The sequence below is a fragment of the Halomonas sp. I5-271120 genome (genome assembly GCF_030553075.1).
Taxonomy (GTDB): Bacteria; Pseudomonadota; Gammaproteobacteria; order Pseudomonadales; family Halomonadaceae; genus Onishia; species Onishia taeanensis_A.
Genome location: NZ_CP130701.1, coordinates 3199151 through 3218756, shown reverse-complemented (window position 1 = coordinate 3218756; position 19606 = coordinate 3199151). Strand labels below are relative to the sequence as shown.

15 protein-coding genes are annotated in these 19606 nt (G+C 59.8%); 7 read left to right on the top strand and 8 right to left on the bottom strand.

Annotated features, from left to right (window positions below):
- Window positions 1–312 precede the first annotated feature (312 nt).
- Complete coding sequence (locus Q2K57_RS18375; protein ID WP_369700271.1) at window positions 313–693, bottom strand: prepilin-type N-terminal cleavage/methylation domain-containing protein; 381 nt, start codon at window positions 691–693, stop codon at window positions 313–315.
- A 386-nt stretch (window positions 694–1079) separates the two neighbouring features.
- Here Q2K57_RS18375 and pilB point away from each other — a divergent pair, with 386 nt between their 5' ends.
- From pilB to Q2K57_RS14440, 6 genes are all read left to right on the top strand, one after another.
- Window positions 1080–2849 (top strand): type IV-A pilus assembly ATPase PilB, encoded by a 1770-nt coding sequence (pilB, locus tag Q2K57_RS14465; protein ID WP_304525504.1) that lies wholly within the window; start codon window positions 1080–1082, stop codon window positions 2847–2849.
- Between the two features lie 58 nt (window positions 2850–2907).
- Entirely contained in the window at window positions 2908–4143 is a 1236-nt protein-coding gene (locus tag Q2K57_RS14460; protein WP_369700270.1) for a type II secretion system F family protein, read from the top strand.
- 93 nt (window positions 4144–4236) lie between these two features.
- Window positions 4237–5088, top strand: coding sequence for an A24 family peptidase (locus tag Q2K57_RS14455; protein WP_304525502.1), 852 nt, complete (start codon window positions 4237–4239; stop codon window positions 5086–5088).
- A complete protein-coding gene (coaE, locus tag Q2K57_RS14450) occupies window positions 5085–5696 on the top strand; it encodes a dephospho-CoA kinase (protein ID WP_304525501.1) in 612 nt (203 codons plus the stop codon). The genes Q2K57_RS14455 and coaE overlap by 4 nt, the downstream gene beginning before the upstream one ends.
- Window positions 5697–5789: 93 nt before the next feature.
- Complete coding sequence (gene yacG, locus Q2K57_RS14445) at window positions 5790–6017, top strand: DNA gyrase inhibitor YacG (protein WP_112055800.1); 228 nt, start codon at window positions 5790–5792, stop codon at window positions 6015–6017.
- Between the two features lie 12 nt (window positions 6018–6029).
- Window positions 6030–6941 (top strand): DNA replication terminus site-binding protein, encoded by a 912-nt coding sequence (locus Q2K57_RS14440; protein ID WP_304525500.1) that lies wholly within the window; start codon window positions 6030–6032, stop codon window positions 6939–6941.
- Between the two features lie 606 nt (window positions 6942–7547).
- Here the strand turns inward: Q2K57_RS14440 and Q2K57_RS14435 are convergent.
- The gene (locus tag Q2K57_RS14435; RefSeq protein ID WP_112055798.1) at window positions 7548–7925 is read right to left on the bottom strand and encodes a histone-like nucleoid-structuring protein, MvaT/MvaU family; all 378 of its coding nucleotides are present in this window, start codon (window positions 7923–7925) and stop codon (window positions 7548–7550) included.
- Between the two features lie 236 nt (window positions 7926–8161).
- Between Q2K57_RS14435 and bioA the strand changes: the two genes are divergently transcribed.
- Window positions 8162–9448 carry an adenosylmethionine--8-amino-7-oxononanoate transaminase gene (gene bioA / locus Q2K57_RS14430; RefSeq protein WP_304525499.1) on the top strand — a complete coding sequence of 429 codons (1287 nt, stop codon included), beginning with the start codon at window positions 8162–8164 and terminating at the stop codon, window positions 9446–9448.
- Window positions 9449–9606: 158 nt separating this feature from the next.
- Here the strand turns inward: bioA and rpsA are convergent, their stop codons facing one another.
- The 6 genes from rpsA to gyrA all read right to left on the bottom strand — a co-directional run bounded on the left by rpsA (window position 9607) and on the right by gyrA (window position 19541).
- Window positions 9607–11280 (bottom strand): 30S ribosomal protein S1, encoded by a 1674-nt coding sequence (gene rpsA, locus Q2K57_RS14425; RefSeq protein WP_304525498.1) that lies wholly within the window; start codon window positions 11278–11280, stop codon window positions 9607–9609.
- A 184-nt stretch (window positions 11281–11464) separates the two neighbouring features.
- A complete protein-coding gene (gene cmk / locus Q2K57_RS14420; RefSeq protein ID WP_304525497.1) occupies window positions 11465–12148 on the bottom strand; it encodes a (d)CMP kinase in 684 nt (227 codons plus the stop codon).
- Window positions 12145–14481 (bottom strand): bifunctional prephenate dehydrogenase/3-phosphoshikimate 1-carboxyvinyltransferase, encoded by a 2337-nt coding sequence (locus tag Q2K57_RS14415; RefSeq protein ID WP_304526711.1) that lies wholly within the window; start codon window positions 14479–14481, stop codon window positions 12145–12147. Before Q2K57_RS14415 ends, cmk begins: the two co-directional genes overlap by 4 nt.
- A gap of 5 nt (window positions 14482–14486) precedes the next feature.
- Window positions 14487–15578: a prephenate dehydratase gene (gene pheA, locus Q2K57_RS14410; protein ID WP_112055794.1), complete on the bottom strand. Its 1092-nt coding sequence runs from the start codon at window positions 15576–15578 to the stop codon at window positions 14487–14489.
- Between the two features lie 89 nt (window positions 15579–15667).
- Window positions 15668–16768: a 3-phosphoserine/phosphohydroxythreonine transaminase gene (serC, locus tag Q2K57_RS14405; RefSeq protein WP_304525496.1), complete on the bottom strand. Its 1101-nt coding sequence runs from the start codon at window positions 16766–16768 to the stop codon at window positions 15668–15670.
- A 40-nt stretch (window positions 16769–16808) separates the two neighbouring features.
- Window positions 16809–19541 carry a DNA gyrase subunit A gene (gyrA, locus tag Q2K57_RS14400; protein WP_304525495.1) on the bottom strand — a complete coding sequence of 911 codons (2733 nt, stop codon included), beginning with the start codon at window positions 19539–19541 and terminating at the stop codon, window positions 16809–16811.
- Window positions 19542–19606 lie beyond the last annotated feature (65 nt).

Sequence of the window (19606 nt, the reverse complement as noted above, 5' to 3'; positions counted from 1 at the left end):
GTTGCGCTTCGAATAGGCCCACCGACCCTAGCTGCCAGGGCAACAGCATCCCGGCGTTAAGGCATAAGCACAAGGCCAAAGGTAACCAACCCCGTGCCAAGCGGCGCAGTCCCGTTTCCGGCATATCAGGTCTCCAAACACAGCACCCGGTGCCAACAATAGGTGAATGGGAACTCTGTACAAAAACACATCAAGACTACAAAACACCAACGGCCGGCATTTCTGCCGGCCGTTGGTTGATTCATTCTAAGTGAAGAACTGGGTTAGCCCCGAGCCCTATGCCCTATTTTCCTGTGTAATAAAGTACTAGAGTTAAGTACTAACTTGGGCCATACCGATATTTACAGAGATTGAGGTATCATCACCTGGACTTGCAGCAGAAGCTTCGACAACAGACGTATCGCTTGCACCAACACCAAGTGAAGAACATGCCTCACCACCGTCGGAAAACACTGTATCCACTGCTGGATCTTCATTACCAGATGCCCTTTCCGCTGCAACAGCAGTTGCATAGGCTCTCGCATCGCTTTCACATGCACTGTTGGCCGAACGAGTTAAATAGTTCTGATACTGCGGAATCGCAATCGCCGCCAACACGCCGATAATCGCCACGACGATCAGCAGCTCAATCAGGGTAAAACCGCCCTGCCCCGACTGCATGCCCTTGATGTGTTTCATGCCTTGTTTCTTCATGTTTCATCCCCTTGTTTGACTGCCCGTTAGGGCGACGTTACCGATCCATACGAGCCAGTCGGCTGGCTTGCTTGGCTGAGCAGCATGGTACTAGCGATTCTGTTGAGTGACATCAGCAATGCTGAGTGTGCTAATGCTCTATCAGCTTCAATGCTAGCTGCTACCAATACTTTTCTATGCATCACACTAAGCCAGACAGATGACAGCGGCAAGGCACTGAAATGATCGGCTTTCGACCATTCTGAACCTCCACGCCGTCCATGCGGGTCGGATGAAGGTTGATCCGCCATGGCGAAGGCTCAAGCAGGCGCTACCACTGCCTAACGCTTGCCTAACCAGATAGAATGACAGCTACCATATACGCAGCGATCGTTTCAGGAGCCTCTATGCAGGAATCACAGCCGCGGGGAGCAGCCAATCATGGCCTTCCAGCCAAGGATGCCGGCGTAGCCTCATCGCTGCGGGGGTTAGCGCTGCGCCTGGTGGCTGACGGCCAACTGACTGAAGCTGCCGCTCTGCGGGCCGTGCAGGAAGCCGAAGAAGAAGACGTCTCGCTGATGCGCCACGTGGTCGAGAACGGCCTGGTGTCGGCGCGTCAGACGGCGCTGTCGGCGGCCTGGGAGTATGGACTGCCGCTGATCGACCTGGACGCTCTTAGACTAGCCAGCCTGCCGCCACCCCAGGAAATGCCAGAAAAGATCCTGCGCCGGCTCACCGTGATGCCGCTGTATCGCACCGAGCACCGCCTGACCGTGGCGGTGCCCTACCCGTCGACGCTTGCCTTGCTGGACGAGCTGCAATTCGCCACCAATCTGAAGGTCGAGGGCATTCTGGCCCCGGTGGATCAGCTGGGGCCAGTGCTCGAGAGCTACCTCAGCCATCACGAAAATGCCGAGTTGTTCGAAGGTCTGGACGGCGCCGACGATGCTCTGGAGGGGCTCGAGTACGAGGAATACGATCCTGAAGACGACCAGGCCATTACCGCTGGCAGCGACGATGCACCGGTAGTCAAGTTCGTCAACAAGGTACTGTTGGACGCGATACGGCGCGGGGCCTCGGACATCCACTTCGAACCCTACGAATCAAGCTACCGAATTCGCATGCGCATCGATGGCATCCTGATCGAGGCTGCACGCCCTCCCTTCGGCATGCGCACCCGCATCGCTGCTCGCTTGAAAGTCATGTCACGGTTGGATATCTCCGAGCGCCGCCTGCCTCAGGACGGCGCCGTCAAGCTGAAACTCTCCAAGCAACGCTCGATCGACTTCCGCGTCAGTTCTCTGCCGACAGTGTTCGGCGAAAAGTTGGTGCTGCGCATCCTCGACCCTACCACCGCCCAGATGGGCATCGACTCACTGGGTTTCACACCACCGCAGCGAAAGATGTACGAGCAGGCGCTCTCAGAGCCTCAAGGCATGATCCTGGTCACCGGCCCCACCGGCAGCGGTAAAACGGTATCGCTGTATACCGGCATCAACATCATCAACACCGGTGAGCGCAACATTTCTACCGCCGAGGACCCCGTAGAGATCAAGGTACCTGGCGTCAACCAGGTCAACGTGCTTCCAAAGATTGGCCTGACCTTCGCCAGCGCTCTTCGCGCCTTCCTGCGCCAGGACCCGGACGTGGTCATGGTCGGCGAGATTCGCGACCTGGAAACGGCGGAGATCGCAGTCAAGGCCTCGCAGACCGGCCACCTGGTGCTATCCACCGTGCACACCAACTCGGCCGCAGAGACCCTGACACGCCTGTCGAATATGGGTATCGCATCGTTCAACATTGCAAGTTCGGTGTCGCTGATCATCGCCCAGCGTCTGGCGCGCCGCCTGTGCAAGCACTGCAAGGAACCGGTGAGCCTCCCGGCAGAAGTGCTTCGAGAAGAAGGCTTCAATGAGGATGAAATCCAGCAGGCGACCATCTACCACCCGGTCGGCTGCCGACATTGCACGCTTGGCTACAAGGGACGCGTCGGCATCTATGAAGTCGTGCCTATCAGCGACACCATCAGTCAGCTGATTATGCGCAATGGCAACGCCCTCGAGCTTGACGAGCAAGCACGCCGCGAAGGCCATCCGAATCTGCGCCGCAGTGGCCTTCTCAAGGTCATGCAAGGAATGACCAGCCTTGAGGAGGTCAACCGCATTATTCGGGACTGATCCCACGCCGCATCGTTGCCGATCATGACCCAAACGGGCCTATCATCACTCTAGAGGAATGCCCATGGCGCGACAGCCCAAGCAAAAAAAACCAGCAAAGCTGCAACGTTGGAAATGGACAGGCAAAGGCCCCGGCGGGCGGCGGGTCTCAGGAGAGATCGTTGCCAAAGAGAAGCAAGAGGTCGAGCGGCAACTCAATAGCCAGAACATTCTCATCAAGAGCATACGCCGCAAGAGCAGCCTTGGCAGTGGTATGAGCAAGATCAAGTCACGCGATATCATGATCTTCGCCCGCCAGCTGGCGACCATGATCAAGGCGGGCGTGCCCATGCTGCAGGCCTTCTCTGTGGTAGCGGAAAGCCTCAAGAATCCAACCATGAGCGCCCTGGTCCAGGAGCTGATGAACGATGTCTCGGCGGGCACCAGTTTTTCCGACGCGCTGCGCAAGCATCCCAAACACTTCGATCGACTGTTTACCAACATGATCGAAGCAGGTGAACAGTCAGGCTCTCTTGACCATATGCTGGAGAAGGTGGCCAGCTACAAAGAGAAGATCGAAACGCTCAAGGGGCGCGTCAAGAAGGCGCTCTATTACCCCGTCGCCGTCATTTCGGTGGGTATTGGCGTGACTGCACTACTGCTGATCAAGGTGGTCCCCCAGTTCGAGAGCCTGTTTCAGGGCTTTGGTGCTGAGCTCCCGGCAATGACACGCATGACCATCGCCATGTCCGAATTCGCCCAGCAATACTGGCTTTGGGGAATCGGACTGATTGTTGCGAGCATCATGCTGATTCGCCAGGGCATGAGACGATCCGATGCCTTCACCTACCGGATGCATGCCCTGGCGCTAAAGATACCGGTGATCGGCGACATTCTCGACAAGTCATCGGTGTCGCGATACTCAAGCACACTCGCCACCACGTTCGGTGCCGGCGTCCCGCTTGTCGAGGCGCTCGAGACTGCCGCTGGCGCCTCCGGCAACAAGGTATACGAACGTGCCGTACTCCAGGTGCGCGATGATGTCTCAGCCGGGCAGCAGCTGCACTTCGCCATGCGTCTGACGGAACAATTTCCGGCGCTCGCCGTACAGATGGTGGGTATCGGCGAGGAAGCCGGTTCGCTGGATGCGATGCTCAACCGGGTGGCGGAGTACTACGAGGAGGAGGTCGACAACAAGGTCGATGCCCTTACCTCGCTGCTCGAGCCGTTCATTATCGTCGTACTCGGCGTTCTGGTCGGTGGCCTCGTTGTATCAATGTATCTGCCAATCTTCGAGCTAGGCAGCGTTATCTAACCTAGCCATGGCAGGCCCGTCGCCACCACGGGCCTGCCCTAAAAAGATATAATGCTCTTTTTTTCCTAAAAATGCAGAGCCTAGGAGCCCCCCTTGCTTGCCGATCTTCCCCCTACCCTGTTCTGGCCGCTGATCATTGTCCTCGGTCTATGCCTGGGCAGCTTCCTGAACGTCGTGGTCACTCGGCTGCCTGTGATGCTGATGCAAGGCTGGCGAGCAGAAGCCCGCGAGGCGCTGGAGCTGGAGGAAGAGTCGCCGGCCAGTTTCAACCTGGTGACCCCAGCCTCGCAGTGTCCGGCCTGTAATGCTCCTATCAGCTGGCACGACAATATCCCTCTGCTCGGCTTTCTGAAGCGGCGGGGAAAATGCGCGAGCTGCAAGCAACCTATCAGCCTGCAATATCCCATGATTGAGATTGCCGGCATGGCGCTGGTCGTCGCCGTCATCGCCATCCACGGCGCGAGCCTTCAGAGCCTCTTTTTGATAGGCGCCTGCCTGGCCTTGCTCGCTCTAGCGGTGATCGACTTTCGCACTCAGCTGCTGCCCGACATCATCACCCTCCCCCTGCTATGGGTCGGGCTTGGCTACCAGTTGATGTTTCAACCACTCATGCTTACCTCGGCAGTCATTGGTGCCATGGCCGGCTATCTTTCGCTATGGAGCTTCTACTGGCTATTCAAGCTCGTCACCGGCAAGGAAGGCATGGGCTATGGCGACTTCAAACTGCTGGCCGCGCTGGGGGCCTGGCTGGGCTGGCAGACCCTGCCCATGGTGCTGATACTATCGGCTGGCGTGGGCGCCATCATTGGTATCCTCATTCAGATTATCATTCCACGACTGCGTGGCGCTCCGATGCCCTTCGGCCCCTTCCTGGCCATGGCTGGCTGGATTGCCCTGCTAGCCGGCGCACCGCTGCAGGCCGCCTATCAGGGCCTGATATCATGAGCCTTACGATCGGCGTTACCGGTGGCGTCGGCTCGGGCAAGTCGACCGTTGCACGGGCCTTCGCGACCCACGGCATCGACTGGGTCGATGCCGATGATGTGGCACGCGAAGTGGTAGAACCGGGCGAGCCCGCCCTTACCGATATCGTGGATCACTTCGGCCCCGGTGTACTAACCGCCGATGGCCACCTGGATCGCCGTGCGCTGCGTAGCATTGTCTTCAGCGATGAAGCCGAGCGGCGATGGCTGGAGTCGGTCACCCATCCGCGAATTCGGGAGCGCCTCGAAGCACACTTGGCGCGCATGGCGGCAACGGACGCCCCCTATCACCTGCTGGTGTCCCCGCTGTTATTCGAGTCTGATCAGCATCGTCTGGTTGACCGCTGCCTGGTGATCGATATTCCCGAAGCCCTGCAAATCAGCCGAACCGCCAGCCGCGACAGCGTTGATGAAGAGCAGGCTCGCGCGATAGTCGCGGCACAGATGCCCAGGCAGAAACGGCTTGCCAAAGCCGATGACGTTATCGACAACAGCGGCGATACCGATGATCTGGCGCACCAGGTTGCAAGACTTGATCGCCTATATCGCCGTCATCGCGAGACCTCTTAAGAGCGCCCCCTGAGAAAAGCCCAGCCAAGCTGGATTGCCTTGGCTTCGACGATTGGGCATGCTGACGCAACTCTTTACCCGCACGAGACCCATATGACCCAAGAACACGCTTCTCGCCCTCTAGAAGTGGCCTGCCCACAGTGTCGCAAAACGGTAGCCTGGGTAGAGGACAACCTGCATCGGCCATTCTGCTCAAAGCGTTGCAAGCTGCTCGACTTGGGCGCTTGGGCCGATGAGTCCCATCGCATTGCTGGCGAGCCCGCCATGGATGAGACCGAGATCGATGAGATGATCATGCGCGCCGAGCGCGGCCAGGAATGACGAATCAGCGCCATGCAGGACGACCAACATAAGGATCAGGCGAAAGACCTTCAGCCGCTACAGTACCGCCTGCTGGCTGAGCTGGAAGCGGCCTTCGACACGATCATCAATCGCATCGAAACGTTGGTGCAGTACTTCCGAGAGCAGAACCGTGAAAGAGGCGTCGGCGCCTGGGCGTTGCACCACACTACACCCGACGCCGACTGGCTAAGAGCCGCACTGCTCGACTTCTGGTATCAGGACGGACAGGATGGCCGCGCCACCCGCAGCTATGTCGGGCTGATTGCCGCCGACCAGCGGATGCTCGAGCATGTTGGAAAGGTCAATGAAGCCAAAGACGACTTCGCCTGCATACTGGCAAAGATTCGCGAGCATGCCGCCGACCTTATCCCCGAGATCAAGGCGATACTGCCGTTTCGCCACCCGGCCTTGCATGCACACCTCACCGGCCAGGGTCTCGCCAGACTCCATCTCAAGCAATGCTGGCGCGCCATACCGGTGGCGAATGCCCCCCTCTCCCGCGTGCGACTGGCCTGGTATTCGAGTGGTCGCTCGATCAAGAAACTGAGCGTCCGCGAAGCCGAGAAGAAGTTGCTGGCACTTGACGCCGACTCACCTCATGTTCGTATTCAACTCAAACGCCTAGCCGGAATTCCTGACAGTGAGCCACTGGCCCAGGTCCAGAAGCAGGCTCCCCTGATGCGCGCCAACCTCTTCTTTGCCGAACCACTAGCCGACGGCCGCGAGCGTCGTGCCATGAACGTCGCACTGCCGCTATTCATTCCCAGCACCGATGGTCGGCTGCCTGATCATAATCAGCCCCAGCCCACCCCGCAGGAGAAGCGTACGCGTGCCAAAAGAAGCGACGAACGCCTTGAGGATACCCCCTTTCTACCGAGCATTAGGATCTACCGTTACCGCTAGGCGGTGCCTGAAAAGTACTTGAAAAGTACTTGAAAAGCACTTGAAAAGCACTTGAAAAGAGCCACCGATCGGCTCTGTGGCATTAACTCACCCCGTCCGCGAGCCCAGCCAACTTACTCCTTTCCTCACTTATAGGTAGCGGCTCTCTGAGGCTACGGCGCATACATTTGTAGCCGCCTTGGCCATGCCACACCTTACCTCCTGATTGAAGTCTCCTCAGACTCGTGACGACAGCTTATTTCACTATTTCCCCACAGAACGGCCATCAGTATTGGACCTTGTGGCGCCTCTGACAAACCAAGCGTCACGCGGGAACGATGCAGAAAAAATGAGCATCATAACCAGCGGCATTACGTTAATGATGGTGATGGCTGACTAGGAGGCGATCGATCAGGTATTTCCAGCGACAGAAACTATTAACGCCTTTTCACTACAGAAAGCCAGCAGCAGTACATAATAGCGCCACAAGTCAAGTGTTGCTGCATGGCGACACTCCTGAAGAGCTGGCCTAGCAAACACCACGGATAGTTTTCATGAAGAACATTTAATCTTCAAAAAAAATCGCCCCCGGTAAAACCGAGGGCGATGTCCGAGCAAGAGGCTAAATCACTCTTCCACGCGAACCAGCCAGGACTCGACGGTATCGTTGCCGTACTCGTCTTTCCAAGCCTTGAGGGTCTTCTGGTTGCCGCCGCGGGTCTCGACGACTTCACCGGTATTCGGGTTCTTGTAAATCTTCAGCTTGCGCTTGCGACGACCACCGGAAGATTCCGGCTTGCCTGCTGCGGCACGGGAAGCCGCCTTGGGGTCGACGAGTTCGATGACGTCGGCGGCGCTTTTACCGAACTCTTTCATCAGTGCTTCGAGCTTTTCTTTGAACTCGAGCTCAGACTTCAAACGGTTGTCGTTTTCCATCTTGTGGAGCTCGTCAGTGAGCTGCTTGAGCATCTGTTCTTTCTGCATGTAATCGTTGAGCAGGGACATGGCAATTCCTTATATCTGCTTCTGGTAGACACTACGGGATAACGGGTCAGCAAAGTCGGGATGTAATCGACCTCGCATAAGTCTAATCGTTTTTATTTTAAACGACAATATCAGAAACCAAACACATTCCCATTGCTTATTTTTTTACTCATTTTTACATAGCCGCCGAAAGGATGACCGATAGAGAAAGAATCTGTTAACCTAGAATATATCACAACGTTAACAAAGAGGATCACATGAGCCAGGCACTTTGGCACCCCTATGCACAGATGCAGACTCAACCTACCGCCCTAAAGGTAATAGGCGGTGATGGGGCATACTTCACCCTGGAAAATGGCGAACAACTGCTTGATGCCACCTGCTCGTGGTGGTGCATGATTCATGGCTATGGACACCCCAGGCTCGTTGCGGCCATCAAACAGCAAGCCGACGCCCTTTGTCATGTAATGCTCGGTGGACTGACGCATGAACCTGCCGACCAACTATCGGCCGCCCTGGTGCGCATAACACCACCAGGACTCAATCATGTCTTTTTCTCTGATAGTGGCTCGGTCGGAATGGAAGTCGCCATGAAGATGGCCGTGCAATACCAGGTGCAGCGCGGCCACCCAGGCAAGCACCGCATGCTGTCACTGATGAAGGCCTACCATGGCGACACAACGGGCTGCATGGCGGTATGCGACCCCGAGGAAGGCATGCACTCCCTGTTTTCCGGCTTCTTGCCGAGGCACCATTTTGCGCCAGCCCCCACCGCCGCCTTCGACGCTCCGAGAGAAGCCGTAGAAGCCGATATCAAGGCCCTGCGCGAGGTACTCGAGTTGCACCACCATGAGATCGCCGGACTGCTCATGGAGCCTCTACTGCAAGCTGCAGGTGGCCTTAACATGACCTCCCCCCATTACGTTCAGGCGGCAAGGGCATTATGCGACGAGTTCGGCGTACTGTTGATCTTCGACGAGGTGGCTACCGGCTTCGGGCGCACCGGCAAGATGTTTGCCGCCGAACATGCCGACGTTACACCAGACATCATGGTGCTTTCCAAGGGACTAACCGGGGGCTACCTGGGACACGCAGCGACTCTGGCGACAGATGCCGTCTACTCAGCTTTTCTCAGTGAAGACCCCAACCACGCCTTCATGCATGGTCCCACCTTCATGGGCAATCCTCTCGCCTGCCGCGTGGCCCTGGAGAGTCTGGCGGTCTTCGAGGAGGAAGACTATCTGGGCAAAATCGCCTCACTGAACGCGATTCTTCGTAAGGAATTGGCCGAAGATGCCGACCTCAAGGCACACCCTGCCGTTGAGGATGTGCGCGTACTCGGCGCCACCGCGGTGATCGAGGTGCATGACGCGGCAAGCCTCAAAGGCGCCCAGGACTTCGCGCGTAGCCGCGGCGTCTGGCTAAGAAGTTTCGGCCGCTGGCTCTACACCATGCCCGCCTATGTCACCCTCGATGAGGAAATGCGCCAGATCACCACGACCATGAAGGACTGGTTCTTGAATGCTTCGCCAGTCAGCACTTAACGACTGAATGACGGAACGAGAAAACTCACGTTCTTTGCGGCTAGATTAAATGACCACCCCGAACCCGGAAGCCAGAACCAAAAAAACGCCGCCCCTGAGGGCGGCGTTTTTGTTCAAGCTTCAGGACATCTCGGCAGGCCGAGACGCCTGGGCAGGACTTAGTCCTGACCCATCTGCTGCTTGATCAGATCACCGATGGTGGTCGGCGTAGACTCGGACTCTTGCTCACGCAGACGACCCATGTTTTTACGGGTGTCGTCCTGATCCTTGGCCTTGACGGACAAGTTGATCACGCGGCTCTTGCGATCCACGCTCACGATGCGTGCTTCAACGCTGTCGCCTTCGTTCAAGACGTTACGCGCATCTTCAACGCGATCGGCGCTGATCTCAGAAGCCTTGAGCACGGCCACGACGTCTGTTGCCAGCTCAACATGCGCTTCCTTGGCATCGACTTCGACGACACGACCGGTAACAACGGTACCCTTGTCGTTGACGGCGAGGTACTCGGCGACCGGATCGCTGTCCAGCTGCTTGATGCCCAGAGAGATGCGCTCACGCTCCGGATCGATGGACAGGATGACGGCCTCGGCCTCATCGCCCTTCTTGAAGTTGCGCACGGCTTCTTCGCCCGTCTCGGACCAAGAGATGTCGGACAGGTGCACCAGGCCGTCGATACCGCCTTCCAGGCCGATGAAGATGCCGAAGTCGGTGATGGACTTGATGCTGCCAGCAACGCGATCGCCCTTGTTGTAGCGAGCGCTGAAGTCTTCCCACGGGTTAGTGGTGCACTGCTTGATGCCCAGAGAAATACGACGACGTTCTTCGTCGATATCCAGAACCATCACCTCGACATCGTCGCCAACCTGGACGACCTTGGACGGGTGAATGTTCTTGTTGGTCCAGTCCATTTCGGACACGTGGACCAGGCCTTCGACACCTTCTTCCAGCTCGGCGAAGCAGCCGTAGTCGGTGAGGTTGGTAACGCGTGCGTTGACCTTGGTGTTCTCCGGGTAGCGACCCTTGATGTTGACCCAGGGATCTTCGCCCAGCTGCTTGAGACCCAGGGACACACGGTTACGCTCGCGGTCGAACTTCAGCACCTTGACGTTGATCTCGTCGCCGACGGCAACGATCTCGGACGGATGCTTGATGCGCTTCCAGGCCATGTCGGTGATGTGCAGCAGGCCATCGACGCCGCCCAGGTCCACGAAGGCACCATAGTCGGTCAGGTTCTTGACGATACCCTTGATCTGCTGGCCTTCCTGCAGGGTGGCCAGCAGCGCTTCACGCTCGGCGCTGTTCTCGGCTTCCAGTACGGCACGGCGAGAAACCACTACGTTGTTGCGCTTCGGGTCGAGCTTGATGACCTTGAAGTCCAGCTCTTTGTGCTCGAGGTGAGCGGTATCGCGCACCGGACGCACATCTACCAGGGAGCCCGGCAGGAAGGCACGGATGGAAGCCACGTCGACAGTGAAGCCGCCCTTGACCTTACCGTTGATCACGCCCTTGACGATCTCATCTTTCTCGAAGGCTGCTTCCAGCTCTTTCCACGCCTCGGCGCGCTTGGCCTTCTCGCGGGACAGGCGGGTCTCACCGAAGCCATCTTCCACGGCTTCAAGTGCAACCTTGACTTCATCGCCCACACCGATGGTCAGCTCACCGTTTTCGTCGCGGAACTGCGCGGACGGGATCTGGCCTTCGGATTTCAGACCGGCATTGACGGTGATCCAGTCACCTTCAATGTCGACGACGGTCGCCATGACAATGGCGCCCGGCTCCATGTTGATGTCTTGGAGAGACTGTTCAAACAAGTCAGCAAAGCTTTCGCTCATGATGTTCCTACGTGATCAACGTTGAATGGCGGCTTACCGCCTTCTCCGCACCACCAGCGAGTGCGGGCCTACTGCAATATGCCCCGGGGATGTTGACGCTGGTTAGACCTGAGCGGACTCTCAGTAAGTGCTGTCCGCCCATGTCGTTACATCATCCCGAGGCCCGTAATGGATCGTTGGACGATCAAGCAATGCCACGTTGGGCAAGCAGATCCTTCACCCGTTCCACCACTTCCGGAATTGTCAGGCTCGTGGTGTCCAGCTCGATGGCATCGACTGCCGGTTCGAGAGGGGCAACGCTGCGCTGCATATCTCGCGCATCGCGGGCCTGAATCTCCTTTAAAAGACTCGGTAGACTAGCATCCTGCCCCGCCTCCCGCAACTGTAGATGGCGACGCTTGGCTCGCTCCTCGGCGCTGGCGGTCAGGAACACTTTGAGGGGGGCCGAGGGAAATACCACGGTCCCCATGTCACGGCCGTCGGCCACCAGGCCCGGAGCCTTGAGAAAGTCTCGCTGACGATTCAGCAACGCCGTGCGAACGTGCGGCAGTGCCGCTACCTGGGAGGCTCGGTCGCCGGCCTGCTCGGTGCGGATCTCCCGGCTGACGTCATCCCCCTCCAGCAGCACGCGGCTGCCGCCCTCGGCGGGAACGAAGACCACGTCCAGGTTGGAAGCCAATGTCGCAAGGGACGTCTCGTCGGCCAGATCCACATCATGGCGCTCGGCCGCCAATGCGGTCAGACGATAGAGAGCCCCGCTATCCAGCAGATGCCAGCCCAGCCCCTCGGCGACCAGTCGACTGATGGTGCCCTTGCCGGCTCCACCGGGGCCATCGATGGTCAGCACCCGTGTTTCGGCATCGCTCATGCATCCTCCTGCTGTTCACTGGCTACAGACGCGGCGTCGGACTCAGGGGCAACGGCCAGGCCGACACGGCGCGCCAGCTCAACGAAGCCGGGGAAGGAGGTGGCCACATTGGCACAGTCATCGATCACGATCTCATCACGGGCACGTAGCCCGGCCACCGCGAAGGCCATGGCAATGCGGTGATCACCGAGACTGTCGACATGACCACCGCCGTAATTCGGCGCGCCGGAACCATCGTCACCGCCGACGATGTCTATACCATCGGCCACCACGGTGTTCTCGACGCCGAGCACATCGAGGCCGTCGGCCATGGCCTGGATACGATCGGATTCCTTGACGCGCAACTCTTCCGCCCCGCGCAGGCGAGTCTTGCCTTGCGCACTGGCCGCGGCAATGAACAGCGCCGGAAACTCGTCGATGGCCAGCGGCACCTGATCGACCGGAATATCGATACCCTTAAGCGGCGCATAGCGCACGCGGATATCCGCGACCGGCTCACCACCAACCTCATGCTGGTGGGAGAGCTCTAGGTCGGCCCCCATCAGCTTGAGAATATTGATCACCCCGATACGGGTCGGGTTGATGCCGACATGCTCAAGCGTTAAATCGGCACCTGGCGTGATCGCCGCGGCGACAAGAAAGAAGGTCGCCGAGGAGATGTCGGAAGGCACATCGATCGGGCCTGCGCTGAGCGAGCCGCCGCCGTTGAGCCAGGCAGTGTCACCCTCGCGCTCGACCGGATACCCGAAGCCATTGAGCATGCGCTCGGTGTGATCGCGGGTCGGTGCCGGCTCCTTGACGCGGGTCTCGCCCTCGGCATACATGCCGGCTAGCAGCAGGCAGGACTTGACCTGGGCACTGGCCATCGGCATGGCATAGTCGATGCCCTTGAGCGGCTGGCCGCCATGAATCTTCAGCGGCGGACGCCCACCTTCGGCGGTATCGATCTTGGCACCCATTAGGCGCAGCGGGTCGGCCACTCGCCCCATCGGCCGTTTGGTCAACGAGGCGTCGCCGGTCAGTTCGCTGTCGAAGGCCTGGCCAGCCAGCAGACCGGCGAACAGGCGCATGGCCGTGCCGGAATTGCCCACGTAAATCGGCCCTGCCGGGGCCTTGAGGCCGTGCATGCCAACGCCATGGATGGTCACCCGCCCCTGGTGCGGCCCTTCGATAGCCACGCCCATCTCGCGAAAGGCCTGGAGGGTAGCCAGACTGTCCTCACCCTCTAGGAAGCCCTTGACCTCGGTTACGCCCTCGGCCAACGCGCCGAGCATGATGGAACGGTGCGACACCGACTTGTCACCCGGCACGCGGATGCGCCCGGCGACGCTGCCACCGGGGCTGACCCGGTAACGCATGGAATTGTCTTGCATGGTCTGATAACCCGCCTGATAACTGGTCTGGTTTAACAGCGTATCGAAATATTGCCGCGCATGGCTGGCACGATCGAGGATACCGAGCATGGCATCGCCGTCGCCCTCTTCCACGGCACGACGCAACCGCGCCACGCCGCCCTCGAAATCATCGAGCGCCTGCAGCACTGCGTCGCGATTGGCCGTAAAGATATCCCGCCACATCACCGGATCACTGCCGGCGATACGGGTGAAATCACGAAAGCCACCGGCAGCGTAGCGAAAGATCTCCAGCCGCTCATCCTGGCGAGCCAGGGTATCCACCAGCGAGAAAGCCAGCAGATGTGGAAGATGACTGGTACGCGCCAGCACCTGATCATGGCGCTCAACCGACATCTCGAGCACCGTGGCGCCGCAGGATTGCCACAGGGCACGCACCCGAGACAGCGCCTCGGGGGCCGTCCTCTCGTCGGGCGTCAAGATGACCTTGTGCTGGCGATATAGTGTGGGGTTGGAGGCCGACACCCCACTCTTCTCGGAGCCGGCAATCGGATGCCCCAGCACCAGGTTGGCCGGCAGCTCACCGAAGATGCGCTCGGCAGCATCGCGAATCGCCGCCTTGGTGCTGCCGACATCGGTGATCACGACCTCGGCATCGGACATATGCAGCCCCGCGGCCAAGGCCCCCATCACCGCATCCATGGCCAGCACCGGCACCGCCAGCACGACCAGGTTACTGCCCGGCAGCACGGCGGTAAGCTCGGTGTCGCCGCCATCGATGATGCCCATCTCGATACCGCGAGCGATTTCGCCGGCATCCCGGTCACAGGCCAGGATAGTGCCAGCAAAACCGCCGGCCTTGAGGGCCGCGGCAAGCGAGCCGCCTATCAGCCCGAGCCCGACGATCAATAGCTGGGGCTCGCCGAGTCTGCTCGCATCCGGGGCGGACGGCGTCGCCGACTGAGGCCTGGAAGACGCCATCATGATCAGAGCACGCCCACCGGATAGGAGCCCAACACCTTGAGTTCGGCGCAACGCAATTGCACTTCCTCCAGCATGGCCGCCACTTGCGTATCATCGCGGTGGCCATGGAAGTCGATGAAGAACACGTAGTTCCACACCCCAGTGCGCGACGGCCGAGTCTCGAGGCGCGTCAGGTCGATCTGATGCCGATGGAAGGGTTCCAGCAAGTCATGCAGGGCGCCGGGCTGGTTGCGCATGGCAACCACGATGGACGTCTTGTCCTCACCCGAAGACGGCACGTCCTGATTGCCGATGATCAGAAAGCGAGTCGAATTATCCGGGCGATCCTCGATCGTCTCGGCAATCTTCTCGAGACCATAGAGCTTGGCTGCCATATCGCCGGCAATCGCCGCGCTGTGCCACTCGGTCTTGACCAGTTTGGCCGCCTCGGCGTTGGATGAGACGGGCACCCGCTCAGCATGCGGATAATGGGCATCCAGCCACTTGCGGCACTGTGCGAAGGACTGCGGATGCGAATAGACCCGCGAGACCTTGTCACGGCGAGTATTGCTCGACACCAGCAGGTGGTGATGAATGCGCAGCACCACCTCGCCGCAGATGCGCATGGAGGAGTCCATGAAGGAATCGAGGGTGTGGTTCACCACGCCTTCGGTGGAGTTTTCCACCGGCACCACGCCGTAATTGACGGCGCCGGCCTCGACCTCCCTGAACACCTCGTCGATGGCGGCCATCGGCAGGCTGACGGCACTCTCGCCGAAGTGCTTGAGCGCCGCCTGCTGGGTGAAGGTGCCTTCGGGCCCCAGGTAAGCCACCTTGACCGGCTTCTCGAGCGCTAGGCAGGCCGACATGATCTCGCGGAACAGCCGCGCCATTTCCTCGGCATCCAGCGGCCCCTGATTGAGGGACATGATGCGCCTGAGCACCTGAGCCTCACGCTCTGGCCGATAGAAGACCGCATCCGGGTCGGAATCGGTCTTGACCTTGGCTACCTGACCCGCGCACTGGGCGCGCTCGCTGATCAGGCGAAGGATTTCACCATCCAGGCCATCGATGCGCTGACGCAGCGCATCGAGATCGATGGGGGTGTCACTCATTCGATTTCCCCTACACTAAACCCCTGATTCGACAATGGTACGGCCAGCACCCAGCGCCAAGGGCCCCAGGCGTGCCGCCCGCTGCGACGCTAACCGCGCCGACGCTCGAAGTCGGCCATGAACTCCACCAGGGTATCGACCCCGGCCTCGGGCACCGCGTTATAGAGGCTCGCGCGCATGCCCCCCACGCTGCGATGGCCCTTGAGATTGAGCAGGCCGGCCTCTTCGGATTCGGCCAGAAAGGCCTTGTCGAGGCGATCATCGGCCAGCACGAAAGGCACATTCATGCGCGAACGGTTGGCCACCGCGATGGGGTTGGAATACATACCGCTCTGGTCGATGGCGTCATACAGCTTGGCGGCCTTGCGATCGTTGAGGGCATTCATCGCCTCAAGACCGCCGATCTCATGTATCAGCCACTGGAACACCAGACCCGCCAAGTACCAGCTATAGGTAGGGGGCGTGTTGTACATCGAGCCATGCTCGGCCATGACCTTGTAGTTAAACATGGTCGGCGTATCGGGACGCGCCCTGTCAAGCAGATCATCGCGCACGATCGCCAGCGTCAGGCCGGCCGGGCCGATGTTTTTCTGGGCTCCTGCGTAGATCACGCCAAACCGCGAGACATCCAGCGGGCCAGAGAGAATCGACGAGGACATATCGCAGACCACCGGCACTTCGCTGCCATCGGCCAGACGCCCCTCAGGCACATAGTCGAACTCGAGACCGCCGATGGTTTCGTTGCTCGTATAGTGCAGATAGGCGGCATCGCTCGACAGCGCGATATCGGCCTGGCGTGGCACGGCGATGAGGCCATTGGCTTCGCTGGAAGCCGCCACATGGGCACCGGCCAGATGACGTGCTTCAGCAATGGCTTTCTTGCCCCAGATACCGGTATAGAGATAGTTCGGCGTGCCGCCTTGGCCCAGCAGGTTATAGGGCAGCATCGCAAACTGCATCGACGCACCGCCCTGCAGGAACAGCACCCGATAGTTATCGGGCACGGCCAGCAGCTCGCGCAGATCCGCCTCGGCCTGCTCGGCGATGGCAACGAACTCGGCGCTACGGTGGCTCATCTCCATCACCGAGAGGCCACGCCCCTGGTAATCGAGCAACTCTTCCCGGGCCTTCTCCAGGACGGCGGCCGGCAGCGCCGCCGGTCCCGCACAAAAATTATAATGACGTGTCATCAGCGTTGTATTCCAGAATGATGGTGTCGGCTCACGATACTCAGTGATCGCCTTCCGGAGCATCGGCGCCCGGGCCTTCTTGGGTGGCGTCACCCGCGGACTCGTCGGTGGCCGCCTCAGGAGTTTCCTCAACGGAACCGTCGAGCGTCTCGCCGCCGACTTCCTCCTCCGGCTCGTCGATACGCACGGTCTTGACCAGCGCCTCGCCCTCGCCGAGGCGGATCAGCATCACGCCCTGCGTATTGCGCGAGGTGGTGGAGACCTCCTCGACGCGGGTCCGCACCAGGGTGCCCCGATCGGTGATCAGCATCATCTCGTCGGCAGAGTAGACCTGCATCGCCGCGACCAGGTCGCCGTTACGCTTGCTGGTCTGCATGGCAATGACGCCCTGCCCGCCGCGTCCGCGCAGCGGGAACTCCTCGAGGCGCGTCCGCTTGCCGAAGCCACGTTCGGAGGCGGTGAGGATGTAGATCTGTCCATCATTGGCCGCCACATCCGGCTGGACCTCATCGCCGCTTTCGGCATCGTCCTCGACATCGACCTGCTGGGACTGCGGAATGATCAGGCTGATCACCCGAGCGTCCTCCTGCAGGCGCATACCACGCACGCCGCGAGCGGTGCGCCCCATGGAACGGACATGGGATTCCTCGAAGCGGATCGCCTTGCCGTTGGAGGACAACAGCATGGCGTGATCAGAGCCAGACGTAATGGCGGCACCAATCAGCTGATCGTCCTCGTCGATGTCGATGGCGATCAGGCCAACGCTACGCGGACGCGAGAACTGATCGAGGCTGGTGCGCTTGACCGTACCCTTGGCGGTAGCGAAGAAGATAAAGCTGTCCTCGCGATACTCGCGCACCGGCAGCATGGCGCTCACCGCCTCGCCCTCATCAAGCGGCAGCAGGTTGACCAGCGGCTTGCCCCGCGAGCCACGACTGGCGTTGGGCATCTCGTAGACCTTGAGCCAGTAGACCTTGCCCTTGTTGGTGAACAACAGCACGGTGTCGTGGGTCGAGGCCACCAGCAGGTGTTCGATGACGTCTTCATCCTTCATCGCCGTCGCTGACTTGCCACGCCCACCGCGGCGCTGGGCCTGGTAGTCGGACAGCGGCTGCGTCTTGGCATAGCCGCTACGAGAAATGGTTACCACCATGTCTTCTTCGGCGATCAGGTCTTCGATATGCAGATCGAGGTGACTGATCTGGATTTCGGTGCGGCGTGCATCGCCATACTGATCGCGGATCGCTTCGAGCTCCTCGCGAATCACCTCGAGCAGGCGGTCGGCCGAGGCCAGAATCGCAGTCAGCTCGGCAATTTTCTCGAGAATGCCCAGGTACTCGTTGAGCAGTTTCTCGGTCTCGAGACCGGTCAGGCGATGCAGGCGCAGTTCGAGAATGGCCTGAGCCTGGGCCGGCGAGAGGCGATATTGCTGGCCGGCCTGATCGAGACCAAAGCCTTCCTCCAGGTCCTCGGGCTTGCAAGAGGTCGCACCGGCACGCTCCAGCATGCCGGTCACCTGCCCCGGCTGCCAGTCACGGGCCAGCAGCTTGTCCTTGGCTTCAGCGGCCGACGGCGAGGCCTTGATCAGCTCGATCACCTCGTCGATGTTGGAGATCGCGACCGCCAGGCCCTCGAGAATATGGCCGCGTTCACGCGCCTTGCGCAGCTCGAAAAGCGTACGGCGGGTGACGACTTCGCGCCGGTGGCGAATGAAGGCCTCGAGCATCTGCTTGAGGTTAAGCGTCTTCGGCTGGCCGTCAGACAGCGCGACCATGTTGATGCCGAAAACGTTCTGCAGCTGCGTCTGGGCGAAGAGGTTATTGACCACCACCTCACCGCTCTCGCCGCGCTTGACCTCGATCACCACGCGCAGGCCGTCCTTGTCGGACTCGTCGCGCAGCTCGGCGATGCCGTCGATCCTCTTGTCCTTGACCAGTTCGGCAATCTTTTCGATCAAGCGGGCCTTGTTTACCTGATACGGCAGCTCGTTGACGATGATGTGGTCTCGGCCGGTCTTGTCATCATGCTCGATGGTGTGTCGCGCGCGCACATAGATGCGCCCACGGCCGGTACGGTACGCATCGAGAATTCCAGCCTTACCGTTGATGATGCCCCCGGTGGGGAAGTCAGGCGCCTGGATGTATTCCATCAGATCATCGATCGACAGCGTGTGGTCGTCGATCAACGCCAGGCAGCCGCTGATCACCTCGCTCATGTTGTGGGGCGGGATGTTGGTGGCCATGCCCACGGCAATGCCGGAGCTGCCATTGATCAGCAGGTTGGGAACCTTGGTCGGCAGCACCTCGGGAATCCGTTCAGTGCCGTCATAGTTGTCGACCCAGTCGACGGTATCTTTCTCGAGATCGGCCAGCAGCTCATGGGAGAGCTTGGCCATGCGCACCTCGGTATAACGCATGGCGGCGGCGTTATCACCGTCGATGGAACCGAAATTACCCTGACCGTCGACCAGCACGTGGCGCATCGAGAAATCCTGCGCCATGCGTACGATGGTGTCGTACACCGCACTGTCACCGTGCGGGTGATACTTACCGATGACGTCACCGACTACACGGGCCGACTTCTTGTAGGGTTTGTTCCAGTCGTTGTTCAATTCGTGCATGGCGAACAGCACACGCCGGTGCACCGGCTTGAGGCCATCACGCACGTCGGGCAGCGCCCGGCCGATGATCACGCTCATGGCGTAATCGAGATACGACTGCTTGAGCTCGTCCTCGATGTTGACTGGCAGAATCTCTCTGGCGATGTCACCCATGGGTCGTCAAATCCTTTGCACTGCGACTGTTTGGCGCTACGTGAGGCTGGCAAGGCTAGCTTCGT

Coding starts and splice junctions, on each gene's coding strand:
- Q2K57_RS18375 (WP_369700271.1), bottom strand. CDS start 693: ATGAAGAAACAAGGCATGAAACACATCAAGGGCATGCAGTCGGGGCAG.
- Q2K57_RS14440 (WP_304525500.1), top strand. CDS start 6,030: ATGCAGGACGACCAACATAAGGATCAGGCGAAAGACCTTCAGCCGCTA.
- Q2K57_RS14435 (WP_112055798.1), bottom strand. CDS start 7,925: ATGTCCCTGCTCAACGATTACATGCAGAAAGAACAGATGCTCAAGCAG.
- bioA (WP_304525499.1), top strand. CDS start 8,162: ATGAGCCAGGCACTTTGGCACCCCTATGCACAGATGCAGACTCAACCT.
- pheA (WP_112055794.1), bottom strand. CDS start 15,578: ATGAGTGACACCCCCATCGATCTCGATGCGCTGCGTCAGCGCATCGAT.
- cmk (WP_304525497.1), bottom strand. CDS start 12,148: ATGAGCGATGCCGAAACACGGGTGCTGACCATCGATGGCCCCGGTGGA.
- yacG (WP_112055800.1), top strand. CDS start 5,790: ATGACCCAAGAACACGCTTCTCGCCCTCTAGAAGTGGCCTGCCCACAG.
- serC (WP_304525496.1), bottom strand. CDS start 16,768: ATGACACGTCATTATAATTTTTGTGCGGGACCGGCGGCGCTGCCGGCC.
- gyrA (WP_304525495.1), bottom strand. CDS start 19,541: ATGGGTGACATCGCCAGAGAGATTCTGCCAGTCAACATCGAGGACGAG.
- Q2K57_RS14460 (WP_369700270.1), top strand. CDS start 2,908: ATGCCCATGGCGCGACAGCCCAAGCAAAAAAAACCAGCAAAGCTGCAA.
- coaE (WP_304525501.1), top strand. CDS start 5,085: ATGAGCCTTACGATCGGCGTTACCGGTGGCGTCGGCTCGGGCAAGTCG.
- Q2K57_RS14415 (WP_304526711.1), bottom strand. CDS start 14,481: ATGGCGTCTTCCAGGCCTCAGTCGGCGACGCCGTCCGCCCCGGATGCG.
- pilB (WP_304525504.1), top strand. CDS start 1,080: ATGCAGGAATCACAGCCGCGGGGAGCAGCCAATCATGGCCTTCCAGCC.
- rpsA (WP_304525498.1), bottom strand. CDS start 11,280: ATGAGCGAAAGCTTTGCTGACTTGTTTGAACAGTCTCTCCAAGACATC.